Here is a 15660-nt window from a genome sequence, read left to right as displayed (position 1 = left end):
GATAAGTATCCCGATGACCCGCCATTTTCAGGTGTCAGTTTTTTCGATTGTTCATAGTCTTTGAGATGACGAAGAACTGTCGTTTCATGGATGCGCAGAGCTTGTGAAATCATGGAGGTACTCCAACCTTCCGATGCAAGAAGTACCGCTTTTATACGATCACGCACTCGACCGTCACGAGTCTTATCATGCTGGTTTTCAAGTTCTTGTTTCTGCTTTTGGGTTAGAGTCATTTTCATAGTGTGTAGCATGATCCTCATTATTAAAGAAATCAAGCATCATCAATGATCACGGGTATAACTAATGTTCAATACGTTGCAGTTATTCCTGTGCGATTGCCTGGGGAAGCTCTCTTCAACACAGAAAAACAGAGTTAATTACTGCCTTGATCTTTACCAAATCACTAGAATGATTTGCGTTAATCAATAGAGAAAAATACTGCTGTTGGCCACTGACCGCCTTTAATAATCCATTCTCCATTGAGAATAACTTCAGCTTGCTCTGTGACTGTTAAGTCTTTAGGGAACTGATTATTTTGATCGTATCTTTCCGTAAACCAATAACCAAAACCCTGGTCGAGCCAAATAGTAACATCAGAACCATCATCAAAAGTAAGCTTCAACGTTCTTGCATGTGGCAAATACTTTTTGATTTCAGTTTTAAACTCGATATCCAATTGAGATTGATAGATACATTCCTGTACAACCCTACCTCGCTCTTCTTCATTTTGCCAATTATCCAAAACGGTTTTAGGTTCATCATTCGAAAGATATAAACGCCCTGTAATAATCGTCGCTTTACAACCATCGTAATGCCTCAACAAAGCATCAAGGGCGTTCAAACATAGACTGAATGGCAGCGGTGCCGCCAAGTATCGATCACAATACTCAACTTCGACAATCTGACTGCTCTGCATTTTCTTAAGCAATAGACCGGAAGCTTTTAATACTTTTGTCCAAAACTGAGAGCCAAAAGCCTTTACCATTCCATTCAGCTCAGCATGAACAGATACGGTTCCCACTTTATCAGTCTGTTTTAGTACCTCTAATTGAAACCCTTCAAAGGTAGGTACTTGGCTTATACCAGTCACTAACTTTGATTCTTGCCCTTCAAGATAACCCCATCCTTTAGCAAGCCCTTCATTGTGAATCTCAGCACAAAGTGTCACGCCATCTTTAAGGAGATCAATGCGCTGTAATAACTCAATATTGGGATGGTGGGCAAACCATGACAAACTGATCTGCTCTGATGTTGATAAATTGCTTTTTCCTTCATTCAGCAAAACCAACTTAACTTTACGCTCTCTCGCCCATGCGTAAAGCGCATCTATTAATGGCCACTCACTTAGATCATTCAGATCGGAACGGGTTAAGTACAAATACAATTCCGGTGATTCAGAATGAGATAGAGATTGCTCGATAGCAGACAATAATGGCCGTAATTCTCTGCGATTCGCTTGTTCAAAAATGCAATGCGAATCAGGTAGTGCCAACCTTTCAAAGAAGTCGTTATCTAAGAAAACTGCGACCTGCCGACGATCCAACAGATCTAATGCATGTTGTGTTGAATAATCAACTAAGCATCGGTGACAAGCTTTATCACAACTACATTGTTTTGCTTTTCGTTTTGCTCTTTGCAGGAGCTCAATCAAGTGCTCTGAAGCCTGAATGGCAAAACCAGCACCACCAGCAGACGAATCATAAAGCACAATAGCTTGAGCTTCTTTACCGTTGTAATTAACAGGTTTAGTCGTACACCCTATTTCTTCATTATTAATGCCCAGCTTTTCAGCCAATTCATTACGGAGCAATACAGAAACAGACCGAGCAATTGTTCTGTCATTTAATACCGAGCCGTCACCATGAAACAGCAACAGTTCAAATACATCGGTACGCGTACTATGCCCAAGCTTTATCGGGCCCTTAATAGCAAATTCACGCTCATTACCACCACAGAAGTGCTCACTCTCGCGTTCTATCTCGCCCTTACCGCCTCTTAAACGCGTGTGGTTTTCTAGCACCTGAAATGGGTTGGCGTCCTCACTCGCTGGCATTGGCTCCATGCGACCACATTCTAAGCAGAGTGCATAGCCTGCTGATGAGAGTCCTCCACTGTAATAGTACACATGGCCATTATGACTTGAACGGAACATAGCACTCGGGTTCACGCTGAGCTCTTCCCACTCGGCTTGCTCAACCGTTACCCATGGGTCTTGAAAAGGAACATGCACCAAACGAGATATATCATTATGGGGCTCATTACGTATATCAATCGCAAAGCTCCCTGGTTCAAGGAAACGATGGTAACAATCCGACTTCAGCTCTTTTTTACAACACTGGCATTGATGCGGCATGTTTCTATCGATACCGCTCGCACCGCAATGGTTACAACGCCAAGCCCATAACAGCGATTGTATTTCACTCACTTGATCTGCAGATGCCGGGCTATGCCAATTCAAAATAACACCGTTTGATTGGTACACCCGCCCGTCGAGAACAACTTCACTACCAGGCGCATAGTCCCGAATAGCAACAGACAAATCACGCGACGGATAATCTCTCGCGCTATATAAATTATCTATACGGTGATCTAACTTGTTATTTTTTGCCGACTTAGCTTCTTTTATTGCCTGAATATGCTTTCGTTTGCGATTAATCGATTCAACATTGTCGTTATTAAGTGAAACGACATCTGTTGGGAATCCATAACCTGGTAAGAAGCCTTTCCGTGCAAGTTCAGAGAGTAGGTACTCTCCCTCTAAACGTTGAATTTGCGTTTCTACCGCAGCCTGGGCTGTTGATAATCTGTTTTTATCGCTCTTAATTTCCTCACTCTGTTCGCAGAGGAGCTTATGCTCTTCTTGCCACGCTCGTCCAATCACCGTCATCTGTTCAGAAGAATCATGGATTAGTTTTTTCATTGACGTTGATTGCAGAGTAGTTCGGCGCAATAACGTCTCTAACCCACTAAGAATTGCGTTTAGCGCGTCGGTACTACACCAATTGCTAAACAATTCAGCTTGAGATGGACAGTTATCATGAACTGACAAGAAGAAGTTGCCACAGCTAAGCCTTAACGAATTATCACTGATGTTTTCCTGCCTTAGGAAAACAGACAGCAACAGTGCATTAATATGACGACGAACGATAAACTCACTCGACAGCGACACATTGGGAACATGAATTGGAGTATCAAATGCCCAGCGAGTTTGTCCAAAGATATGTTCTCCATGAGGTGTATTTTTACACAGCGTTAATGCTACTGATTTCGTTTCACCTCGACGACCCGCACGACCTGCCCGCTGTAAATAATTAGCAGGGTTAGGTGGTGCATTGTTCATTGCAACAACAGATATACCACCAATGTCGACCCCCATTTCCATCGTCGTTGAACAACTCAGAACATTAATATGCCCTTTCTTAAACTTATCTTCATAGTCACGAAGTAAGGGGGCTGGTAGCTGAGCCGAATGTTCTGCAACCCGAAAATAGGGTGTACGTTCAACGACACGATCTGAAATGTCAGACCATGCGTTTTCTTTACGAACACTCGCAACTTCAGGTAGCTCTTGCCATTCTCGGGTTTCACTTAACGTAACTTGGGAACCGTCTTCAATACGTCGACCATATGGATAAGGATAAACCGGAGTGTCTATCAGACGACACAACTGCTCTTCACGTTCACCATCTATATGTAAATATGGCGTTATTTTTTCGAGATGTGTATCAATAATTTTCTGAGTATGAGGGCACTGCCATTTTTCATTTAATAAGCTAAAACTCACTTTATGTTCGAGCTCTAATCGATAACCATCGCCACTAGCTGATAATACATAACGTTGCAGTACCTTCCACGCGTCTTGAAGAATAATATTAATCCGACTTTTATCGTCAATATCTGTCACATCAAAATTGAAACCTGTAGCCAGTAATCGAACCAATCGCGGTTGACGAGCCCCTTTACCCACTTGTGGCCAACTATGAACATTTTTCAAGCTACTGTCATCATCAGGATCGGTAATTAAGCCCGCACTAAATTTTGCACCAATCCATCGTTGTTGCTCTTTACTTAGTGAAATTGCCTTCATCGCACGCACATGGAAATTCAAACATAGTGTTAGAAAGTTAAGCCACTCTTTTTGACCCGTTGCAGTATCACTAAACAGCGAATTCCAGTCACTAGGTGCCGTATTTCCTTTATCTTTAAGATCTGGATACTCAATACGAATAAGACCAAGTGTTTCAAGCGTATTTTGACGTTTAGGGCGACTATTGAATTCACGAAGCAGTAGCAACCTTGCAAGTAACAATGGATCTTTCACTAATTGCATCTGATCATCAAAACGCTTATAAGAATCTTTGATCCAATACTGCAGTTCTTTTTCTTTCGCTAACTCATGTTCTACATCAGACCATGAAATAGATATATCACCGCCACCACACAGAGAAGCAATTTTCTCTTCCATTATTTCAATCATTTCATCATCACCATCTTCGACAAACATTGCCAAGCGGTTCTGATATTTTTTCAAATTTTGCTCATCTTCAGACGATAACGACCCACTTTTCGCCGTTCGATCAGCGACTAAATGAAACAAAGATGTCCGAAGAAACTGACGCTCTGCGTCCTGCTGTGAACGAGCTGCAAAGCGAGCTGTACCTTGACGGCTATCGGTGAAGGTGATCATTCTTCGCCCTTTCCATGGGCCATTAAGTTGTTCCTTCTTACCTTCCTGGCAGAACTCAAGCAATGTAGGAATAACTGTCGATAACATAAACGGCGCACCGTTTCTAAAGTGACGATAGAATTCAAAATTCTGAATTTTTTTATGTTGACAACAAGGGCAACGTAGCGCGAGACCGCCAGCTTTGCTGTAACCTTCCACCCGGTGTACTTTGAAAGAACCTTTATGTTTATTAGTCTTCAATACACCGGTTTTATTCAACCAATGTTCACCCGTTTCATCATGAGGTAATTCAGAAAGAATACATAAACTTGTGTGAATATCTTGCTCATCGTCTTCATCAAAAGTCGCTTCAGAATCATCAGCTTCAATATCAAGCGCAAAATCATCAATGCTAGAATCAGGTTTTGTTAACGATAGGGTGCTATCGCCACTCTCTAAATCTGTATTCTTATCAGCCAGCAATAAACTTGTGCCGCAACCATTACAGTTGGCCATCTCGAATACAGGCGCACCACATCCACACTCTTCGCGACGTGACATATAAACCATGCCGAAGCGCCAGTCGATTGTATCTAATGCCGTACCGACTTTCACCTTACAATCGGGGTGTGAACACGCCCATAAGCCACCAGAAACGCGATGGAATAAATGCAACCTGAATGGGATAAATGCCTGACCATCTTGCCCCTTCGTTGAAGCACAAACATCAAGCCACTGCAAAGCAAACTCTTCGGTTACTGGCTCGTCTGTTGCAGACAAAATCTTCCTTATTTGAGTTAAAGAGAGTCTGTTATCTTCAGAACTAAGATGCTGGCGTAATACCCTTAGTGGTGTAATTGACTCAAGTGCTTTATAACGATCTTCATCACTAACAATCGATTTAATCACATCTAAGTTCATCGCATGTGGCGATGTCATCTCATTCAAAGACGTAATTTCTCGATGACCTTTTACTAAATAAACTTGAGAGATATCGACACCAGCAACATCCGCTAAGAATGCTTTCAATTCATCATCAGAATCTTTACCACCGATGGTTGCAGAGGTTGCAACAAAGCGAACTTGATCTGGACTTACACCAAAACCATGCATAACACGGCGTAACAACAGAGAAAGCTCTGCAGCTTGTGAACCTATATACGTATGCGCTTCATCAAGTACTATCCAGCGCAATTTACCTTTTGACTTAGAAAGAATGGGGTCATCTTTTTGGCGAACCAGCATATATTCCAGCATGGTTGCGTTAGTCACTAGAATTTGAGCAGGGTCATCACGTAGAGCTTTTCGTGAAAGCTGCTGATTCAGTTGCAGTTTTTGTTTAGCCACGGTAACATTTTCTTTGGTTTCACCATTATACAAACAAAACTTCACATCCGAACCAAGCTGATGAGTCCAAGCGGCTAGGCGGTCACGTTGGCTATTAATCAAGGCATTCAGAGGATAAAGGAATAACGCTTCAACCCCATCAGGCTTACTGCTCCGTTTAACAATGTCATTTAAAATCGGAACTAAAAAACACTCAGTTTTACCTGAGCCCGTACCACTACTAATAATGACCGAACGTGGCTCTTCTTTTGATAAATGCTGCCATGCTTCATACTGATGGGCATAAGGTGACCATTGCGAGTTAAATTGATAATCATCTTTTAACTCTTTTGGTGGATTTTCCATTGCATGAACAACACTGGCTTCTAACAAATCGCCTGATAACTCTTTCATCGTTTTAGTGTGAGGCTTCCAACCAAATGTCGCCTCGAACACAGGATCACCCAAGAATGCACCATCTACACCTGGTGCTTTTGAAAACTGTTGCCACAGAAATTCACGCAATGGCTTTGAACGAACTCCAAACTGACCAAGTGTTGCTCTTGCTGCTCGTTTCGTTAACTGATCGATAATCGATTCAAAATATTCCATAACCAATAAATCCTACAATCTTAAACTTGGGTAAAACCAATGATCAGTTTTTGAGTTAATGCAAAGCTGTCATCAAAAAATTCAGGATCAAAACGACGATATTCACGCATCGCATGAACAAGCTCAGGCGTAACCAGTAAACCAACTTGACCACCACTTGCCAACGCCAGTAAAACTGGTGCATTTAGAACATTATTTTTAAAGCCATCTTTTTGCGTCAGACATAAAGAAACTAATTGAGGATTGACATTGTTAACTAAATTCTTGAACAATAAATCAGCAAATACGTTCGGCCATGATTCCAGAGACTTACGTTGGGATAACGTATTTCTAAGCTCCATCAGCTGTTGTACATAAGCGGCAGGAGCGATCCCTGGCTTCTTATCAACCAATCCGATCTTATGCTGCATCAACTCGTTTAAGTGGCTTAAACCAGGGAAATAAGAAACCAACTCAGATAACTTTTTCTGGAGCCTGTTCTGGGCAACCTCTTCCATCTCTTCGCCCAAACGAGTCAGAAGATAGTCATAAAAAGCATTCACCACTTTCACCGCAGATATGATTTTTAGCGAGTACCACAACAATGGAAACTGTTTATCCATCTGCCAAATGCGGTCGTTCTCTTTTTTATTCGCGTTAAGCAGCAGTGCCAACATGAATTCTGGTTCCTGTGTGATACCTCGCCACAGGTCAAAAGTGGTTAAGGGAACTTGATCAAAAGCAAGCAGGGTTCGTACGTACTTCCATTCCGTCATCGTAAAATCGAATGCCATCTCTCTGGCAACCTGACTAAACGCATGAAGGCGATCACTTCGCCTTCCAATACCAGCCGCCGCTTCAAAACCATTTCTTGCTTCAGGTAATAGCTCTAGATCCTTACTCCACATCAATGGTCGAATACCTGCATGAGGGTTATCGCAATACACTAACCATGCGCCAGCTTCTATTTCTTCATTAGGAAAATCCCAAACCATCTCATTGTCATTAGCCATTGATTGGTTTGTGCTTAATGGCTGTGGGGTTTGATCCGGGTGATCAAGAGGGACAGTAAACAAGTGACAATCAACTAAACCTGATTCATTAGCATGGCTTAGAGCAATCTGATTGTTTTCTCGCTCAGGCTGAAGTGACAGTCCGTAAGCCGCTAAAGAAAAATTGAAGATCGCCTGACCGTGATGAATCACCGACACTTTCACTCTCGCATCTAAGCACGAAGACAGTGCGAACAAAGCCTGAATGTCTGTGCGAAAGGTCGATAACGACAAGCCCGTCGCCAATGCGTCCGTGGATGGCAGTACGCTGCTAAAATAGGCACTACGACTGAATACCCCACGAATATCACGAGCATTAAGTGCAAACTGGATCTCAATTTCACCTCCTAAGCCATAACCATGAAGCTCATAAGCATTGATTTGATCAACTAATAATTCACTGTTATTTGTTATCAGTTGCTCGTTACCATCCAACAAACTAACGCCCTTACTTGGGAACGGTAACGTCAGTGCAATCGACTTAGGCTTTTCCTGCCACCATAACTCAAGGTTTACCTGCGCTGGCGGTTGTTCGGCAGCACTAAATAACTTAATAGTGACACTGTTCATTGTTTGAGTTAGCTGAAAATCAATATGCTCAGCATCTTGCTTCGACAATGTCACCATTGGCGGCCGTGAGGACTGTAGTTTGATTTCACCTCTATTTAATTGCTTACCAGAGATGAGCTCTATCGTCAGATCCTTCGGTAAACTTGCCAGCCTAAAGCGCTTCTTAGTCTTTCCACCATCAATGAAAGCAACCTCACTTTGTCCGAATGGCAAGGTATCAATTGAGAGCCACTGACCTTTCGACGCATGGTGCCAACGTAGTTTTTCGGTAGGAAGTTCTTTTCTTGCACCTTGTGATGAAAGCCTAATCAGGCGCGGTTTACCCATAAAACATTTCGTTGGTATTGTTTGATAAGGTAGTTCAATACCTTGCCAGACATACTCGACACTTGAACTACTGTTTTGTCCTAATGCAATGGAGTACTCATTGATAGAGAAAGAACCCTCTTCATCAAACATGTACAACGCACGAGACATAGGCTCAAGGCTTGTCGCTAGAAAACGATTTGATGTTAACTCAGTACACTGTCCATTCGAGGTCGCCGTTTCAGGATTTATGGCAATCAGCGCTTTTGATTGCTCAGTGCAAACATGCCCTGCACCATAAAATACCCACTGGTATTCATTCTCATGAAACACCCAAGGCTCATCAGAATCTAAACTACTCCCACCTAATAGAGGTGCATACCAGGCTTCGCCGTCATCTGAGCGAGCCATTAGCTGCACTTCACAATCAAACCAGTCGTCAGGCAGATCACGACACATCACTTCTAACAAATAGCGTTCAGGATTATTCTTAGGGCGAAAGGCCTGAGCCAACAGCAAAGGTTTCTTACCTAAAGCAAACAAACTAAATCGAGAAGGCAAGTTCAACATGCCAAAAAGTTGCTGCACATACTCTGCATTCACTCTCGAACGGAGAGACACCGACAACTGGCATTTCCACTCTTGTTTGACTTCGCTTAGATCATCCATGAGATAGGCATGTTGATCTGACATTTGTATTAAACGACGTACAAGTCGAATGGTACTTGGTAAACGACGCTGCACTTCAATCGCTTTACCCAGTGCACTATTGAGTAATCCTCTCGCCACATCATGCTCAAGATTCAGAGGTAACACTTCTGGCCAACTTGGCGCGACCGCATCTAAGTAACGCAATGGATCAGCTTGGTCATCTAACACGTACTGATCCGTTAATTGGTAAATCGCTTCCGCAATCTTACCGACAACAGAATAAACCGCTTCATTTCTAAAAGAAGCCGCAATACAATAATCGTGCGCTTCAGCTATAACCACTGCATTCGGCGCAGCTAATGAAAAACGCCCAAAGTCATGAATAACATGCTCGAAGTAATTTGAAAGCTTACTGCTAGGATCAGTTATTAAATTAAGAGGTAACCCACCTTCAACAGCAACCGTACCAAGGAACATCCTTCCCTGCCCATTAGTCAGCAGAGGCCGACGCCAATAACGGAAGCCCGCAGCAATTAGCTTATTTCTTTGGCTAGCCGTTATATCCGTCTCTTTCACATTTAGAGAGCTAAAAATCGGTTCCCAGCTCCAATGACCACCAGAAAATTGCTTGCGCCACCATTCAGAAGCATACATTACAAAGGCACCAGCCCACTCAGAACTCATCGCCGATGGTATATAACAGCTAATATCATGACTGCGTAAGCTATCGACCAATGATGTATATAACGCCTGATACTCTTGTTCACTTAACTTATAGCTATACAGTGGCGCACCACTGACACGATCAAGCTGACGTGCTGAAAAAATATCGGCAAGGCAATGTCTGAATGTATTCATGGTCGTCCTTAATAAAAGGGGAAAATATTAAATAAACAATGACTGGGTAGTCCATAAAGTCAGCAAACTGCGAGAGTACTTATAATGGAAAGGCTAATGCCTTCTACGGCCTTAAATAGGCAATCAGCCGGTCAATATCATCTCGGCTCACCACTTTCAATTTCAACGCCGCTTCACCGCGTTCTAAGCCAGCCGAAGCATATGTATTACTGTGCCGTCCTTTGTTTTGCGGGTAAACCTGAAGTGAGATATCCGGAAACTCAGTGCTTGCGAACGGATGTGGTAACCAAACAGAGGCATATTCACCATGATTAGGCTTATCAGATTCCACGACCAAGCCATAACGGCTGGTGATATCCCAAGCCTGAATCTTCTTTGTCGTCCGATAAGGTTGACCAAATTCATTTAGTAGACGCTTGAGCAAATCATCTTTAATCATCATCTATTACCTAATAAAAAACATTGGATATTAAAAAGCTTATTAGCTTTTAATGCCGTAATGAACTTCACAAGCTTGTAATCATGTCGATGTAGAAAACGGAAGTTCCTCAAAAATTTGAGCCTTTAATTTTTCATCTCTAGGTAACAGCAACCGGCTTTTTCCATTTATCTCAATGACAAATGGCACAACCCATAGCTTCAGTTTCTTATCGTCTTCAAGCTCGCCGTTATCATCAAAATCAAAGCAATGGTCTATGGCTTGGGTAAACTCATCATGTTCTGGATAAATAAGGAACATATTCCCCTTTCCGCCAAGGTATTTATGACCATAAGCAAACATCTGATACATATCCGCCTGCGATAGGCCGTATTTATAAGAACCATTGGCTTTGTTCTGATTAATCAGCTTCCACTTAGTATCCAGCAACGCAATCTCTTGCCCATCATGCTTGATAACAAAATCGGGTTTTAACCGAAAGTACTTCACGCTGTTATGTACAACTAATGATTTTGACTGAGCTTGTTCTACCAATGAATAGTTTGAGACTAACTGTTTTCTTAAAATGCTTCCGACATAGGATTCAAAGACGGCTTCCATGGGAAACAGTAATGAAAAGGCATGACTTTGCCCTTTCATCGTTAAAGGTGAAAAGCCCTCTAAAATCAATCTTGTCCAATCCAATGGTATTTCATAGTACGACATACCGCGATCTAACTTCACACGAGAAAAGTCCAGCTTATGATTCGTGCTGGTTGGGATGTCATGGAACACAAACATGAGCTCACGAAGTAATTTTTGATTATGGGCCGAGCGAGTAAATAACGTCACTTTCTTTAGTGCCGCATGCACTAAACGGTTGGCCGGTCGATCTTGTAAAAAATCATCATACTCAACATAAAATTTATGCTTGTTGATCGCGTTGTGTTGGAGTTGTTTATCGATTTTCAGCTTACCTTTCAAAAACGGCAAGTTATCTTCACGACGAACATAATCACTACGTACCCCCCGTTTTACTAAGGTATTTACCGAATCTAAAAACTGGGTAATAAACACTTCAAGCAACGGCATTTTTTGCTTTGTTAAGTTAGCATTATGCGTTTGAATATGCCGAAATTGCTTCAGTGCTTTCAGCATAATTATTAACGTATTACGTGCTTTGATTTCACCTTTTTCGCCTTCAAGGTGTTTACCTATTTTTGGCAACACTTCTATTTGCGTACCATCAGGAGTAAAAAGTACCCCCGTATAGTTTTGCACCTGAAGTACTTCAGCGTTATCGATACTTTTTAGGCGCAAAAAACGACTTTCAGACTCATCACATAAACAGATACCTTTAAGGTAGTTAAATGCAACCTTCGAGATCTGGTGAATACGCTCAGACTTCTCTGCTTTCTCACATTTACCTAAGTAACCAAACTCAAAAACCGTGACATCTTTCTTCACTTTACTCACGGCTTAATCCTTTTGGACACCACTTTGAGGATCATAGATACCAATGTAAGCGTCTTGGTTATTCCAAACGGAATCGTCGCCATCAAATGATGCCAGTTGATACGTCGTCTTAGCCGTCTCATAGTTATCTAAGCCGTGATCTGAACCAAAAATATCATCATAGGAATCTGTTTTCGATTTGATGAACTGAAGCGCTTCTTTCGTCTCTTTCTTTTGGTTATCGCCAAGCACTAAACGAATCTTGTTCCAATCTTCAAAGAAGTACTCTTCAAGTAATGGAATAATCTTGTTTTGGAATACTGATTTCAGTTCACTGAATGCTGCTTCTTGGTCGCCATCATCAACCCATTTTTTCACTAGCATCAAGAATGCGTGGCCCAAGGTATGCTCACGATCGTACAGCACTTCAATACGCTGGTTCATGGTTTCAAGTAACTTTTTAAGCTGAATGCCTTTTATTTCTACACCGTCAAACAACTCAGGCTTTGGCATCATTTCTCTAAAATCAAAACGACGACGTAATGCAGTATCCATCATGGCTAATGAACGATCAGCAGTATTCATTGTACCGATAATGTATAGATTGCTTGGTACTGAAAATAACTTATTTGAATATGGAAGCTGTAGAGACAAGGCTTCATCACAACCAATACGCTTCGATGGTTCAATCAGTGTGATTAACTCACCGAAGATCTTTGAAATATTACCACGATTAATTTCATCAATAACTAAAACAAAGTTAGGAGATTCATTGGCACCATCATCCCTCTGATATTCAAGCACACCATAATCAGACATTAAATGATTCAAAATTGCTCTTACATAAGAGCGGTTATAAATATCAGACTCATCACCCGTTAAATAAAATGACTTGAGATGTTTGATACTGGCAGGATAACCACTGCCTAAATCTTCATGAATAGATTCATTTGGGTACACTCTGAACGTTGCATTTCCATGGTAAGTAAGTTTAAACGATTTGCCTCTACTTGTTTTAAGTGAGATAAAATCATCTTCGCAAGCCAACTTTAATTCTTCTAAGGCGCGATCAAACTTTAAAAGACTSCCCGTTTCTTTCACTTCTGCATCAGTGCAAATCTGTTTAAAAACACCGGATTCAACATCGTATGAAATTTGCCCTTGCTCGGTGTTCGCTTTTAGTCCCTCAACAAATTCTTCATAGCCGTAACTTTGGTGGAAGGTGACAAATCGAATGCGTTTCGCTGCGACAAGCTCATCATATCTAGCTTTTAGCTCGTTACGATTCGTAAACGTAAAATGAGGTTCAGCGGCAATAACCGATGCTTCTATCGTGTGAAACGTTTTACCTGTACCTGGAGGCCCGTAAATAATAGTGTTTAAACCGCATCCTTGTTTACGCATTGAATACATTGCACTTTCCTCTTTCACGTCATCTATCACGGTATTTTCATGGTCATTTTTTGGCTCTTCCGTAAACCATTCATACAAACGCCATAAAAGAATGTTTCGAGTATAAACATCCCAGTCTGAACGAATATATGGAGTAACGGCTTTTAGCAACGTCTCGTTATCTCTTATCCAATTATTCGATGTGGAAATAGGAAGCTGAAATTGCTTGTGTAATCCGATAAAGACATCGTTTAAATAAGATTGACCGATAATGCTGGTGAACTTCTCTGGATTCGCGACAGCAAACAGGCGGTTAATCACAGCCCATAAGTTCCGCTTAAACTCTCCATCAATTTTCCATCGCTCCACTACCGAGTGGTAAACAGCTTTGGTTGGATTTTGGATGATCTCGAGGCTAAGTTGCTTCAAAAACTCACTGTTGGTTTCAAATTCAGATTTATACATGAACCCTTGGCCAACACTTGCTATACCGTTGCTTTTTCTTAGCCATAACAATGGCACATCATCATCTTCGATTACGCCAGTTTGCCTAATTATTTTTGCTCTTTCACACGCTTCGACATAAGAACGATACCAACCATCAGGATTGAAGTTTTCCTCTTTATCCCAACATAAAAACTGTTCTAGGCTGTGAAGTTTTTTGCCCGCTTGCCACAATTCATTTACTCGGTCACTATACTGTTCTTGAATCTGAATGCCTGAAGTTTGCGAGCTCCATTTTTGATTTTGGCAGGCAGAATTGAGGAGCAACATTGGCAATAAGCCTCGCTCACACGTAGGCCTGAATTCTTGCCATTCAAATTGAATGTAGGAACGCTGTTTATTCGGATCTTTCCAATCACAATCAAGATAGCTTTCTTTAGTAACCGTACCTTTAGCGATAATCCCTCTTGGTTCAACGCCAACCCTAATCAGGTATACCGTATCACCCAGCTTTAATTGCTTACTATGGCAAGACCAACTTACCTCCTCACCTATCTCATAATTCAGGCTTCCTTCTTCCGAACCGTCGCTACCATTAGAGAAATGTTTTGGATTCCACGTTAACAAATAAACAGACATTATTTCATTATCCCTAAAAAAGGGAGCCAAAGGCTCCCCAATAAATTACGCTAGCGCCTTCTACGCAGCCTTGGCTAACGCATCCGCCTCTTTGCGGGCTTCGGCGATGCGTTCCAACAGCTTATCGGCTGGTTCATCATTTGGATCCTGCGGCACCAGCTCACCACGGAAGGCTTTAGCCAGAATACTCTGGGGAAATTACAACTCGCTATTAATACACTAATATTTAACTTAAACCATGTTTATATAAATATAAAATGATAATACACATTGGACACCTGAATTATTTTTATCCAAATTTAATCGTTCGACATCGATGAGTCGCCTTGATCTACTTTTATCGAGTCATTTCATTTGAATTGTCGTTTTTTTGGTGTTGTAATTTGAACCATCACCCTTTTCTTCTATAAATTACCATCAAGAGCCGCTTGCGCTTCAGTCGTTACTGGCGGGCTCATTATGAATCGAAAATCAATTCTTCTATTTTTAAGATCTGATTTTGGCTCATCGTATTCATGACCGGGCAGAGGTCGCCCCTCACCATAGCCACTCACACTAAAAATCGGTTGACCATTTAAGTTATTCATACTTAATAGATAGTCATTTTCAATTACTAATTTTCTGAATGTATAATTCGCTCTAGCAGTCGAGAGCTCCCAATTATCTGAGTATTTATTTCTGAGTGCACCTCGAATCGGCACGTTGTCTGTGTGTCCTTCAATGAAGATTGAATCTAATTTACCTACCGTCTCTGGTAAGCAATGTTTAGCTTCTGGTTGATTTCTTGCGTAACAAGGTAAGATCTCTTCCATTACGTTAGCAATTATTATAAGTCTATTCAAATACATATCACTTAATGCAGCTTCACCATTTTGAAATTGAATAGCATTCTCATCCAATCTCATAACGCCATGTTTTTCATCAATAATAACACTGATGCCAGCGCTTTTGAGTGAGACCTGTATTTGATTTAACAGGTGTGTTCTACCTCGTTGGTTACTGGTAAGTTCAGATAGAATCCCTCTAGCAATATTACGCTCTACCTGTAAGCGTTCATTTTCTTGCCTTGCCTTTTGCTCTGCGCGTTCTAGTTCTTCTGCTATTTCTTTCTGAGCATTTCTCTCTACTTCAAGCTGCCTAACAATTTCTTGATGCCTAGAAGATGCATCCATAAAATCAATTACAAAGATGGCTAATGTAATGATGAATATAAACATCAGCCCGGCCATTACATCTGAAACTGACATAATGTAATTTGCTTCTTCTGAGTGTCGATTGTGTTTCATCATATT

At 41.4% G+C, this 15660-nt stretch carries 7 protein-coding genes and 1 pseudogene; all 8 read right to left on the bottom strand.

Annotation, left to right across the window (positions count from 1 at the left end):
- On the bottom strand, window positions 1–239 hold a 239-nt coding region (locus L4D76_RS19620), incomplete at its 3' end, for a helix-turn-helix domain-containing protein (protein ID WP_428442575.1).
- Window positions 240–418: 179 nt separating this feature from the next.
- A complete protein-coding gene (locus L4D76_RS19615) occupies window positions 419–6604 on the bottom strand; it encodes a DEAD/DEAH box helicase (RefSeq protein WP_428442574.1) in 6186 nt (2061 codons plus the stop codon).
- A gap of 20 nt (window positions 6605–6624) precedes the next feature.
- Window positions 6625–10020 carry an STY4851/ECs_5259 family protein gene (locus L4D76_RS19610; RefSeq protein WP_428442573.1) on the bottom strand — a complete coding sequence of 1132 codons (3396 nt, stop codon included), beginning with the start codon at window positions 10018–10020 and terminating at the stop codon, window positions 6625–6627.
- Between the two features lie 103 nt (window positions 10021–10123).
- Window positions 10124–10462, bottom strand: a complete 339-nt coding sequence (locus L4D76_RS19605; RefSeq protein ID WP_428442572.1) for a hypothetical protein — start codon at window positions 10460–10462, stop codon at window positions 10124–10126.
- Between the two features lie 78 nt (window positions 10463–10540).
- Window positions 10541–11914: an McrC family protein gene (locus tag L4D76_RS19600; protein ID WP_428442571.1), complete on the bottom strand. Its 1374-nt coding sequence runs from the start codon at window positions 11912–11914 to the stop codon at window positions 10541–10543.
- A gap of 3 nt (window positions 11915–11917) precedes the next feature.
- Window positions 11918–14368: an McrB family protein gene (locus tag L4D76_RS19595; RefSeq protein ID WP_428442570.1), complete on the bottom strand. Its 2451-nt coding sequence runs from the start codon at window positions 14366–14368 to the stop codon at window positions 11918–11920.
- Between the two features lie 60 nt (window positions 14369–14428).
- A pseudogene (locus L4D76_RS19590) lies at window positions 14429–14560 on the bottom strand (restriction endonuclease subunit S); the annotation flags it as partial.
- A 212-nt stretch (window positions 14561–14772) separates the two neighbouring features.
- Entirely contained in the window at window positions 14773–15657 is an 885-nt protein-coding gene (locus L4D76_RS19585) for a hypothetical protein (RefSeq protein ID WP_428442569.1), read from the bottom strand.
- Window positions 15658–15660: the final 3 nt, after the last annotated feature.

Source organism: Photobacterium sagamiensis (genome assembly GCF_050337085.1).
Taxonomy (GTDB): domain Bacteria; phylum Pseudomonadota; class Gammaproteobacteria; order Enterobacterales; family Vibrionaceae; genus Photobacterium; species Photobacterium sagamiensis.
This window is presented reverse-complemented; position numbering and strand designations above follow the sequence as displayed.

What these genes read in the sequence shown, in the direction of transcription:
- L4D76_RS19615 (WP_428442574.1), bottom strand. Translation starts at nt 6,604, where the DNA reads ATGGAATATTTTGAATCGATTATCGATCAGTTAACGAAACGAGCAGCA.
- L4D76_RS19610 (WP_428442573.1), bottom strand. Translation starts at nt 10,020, where the DNA reads ATGAATACATTCAGACATTGCCTTGCCGATATTTTTTCAGCACGTCAG.
- L4D76_RS19605 (WP_428442572.1), bottom strand. Translation starts at nt 10,462, where the DNA reads ATGATGATTAAAGATGATTTGCTCAAGCGTCTACTAAATGAATTTGGT.
- L4D76_RS19585 (WP_428442569.1), bottom strand. Translation starts at nt 15,657, where the DNA reads ATGATGAAACACAATCGACACTCAGAAGAAGCAAATTACATTATGTCA.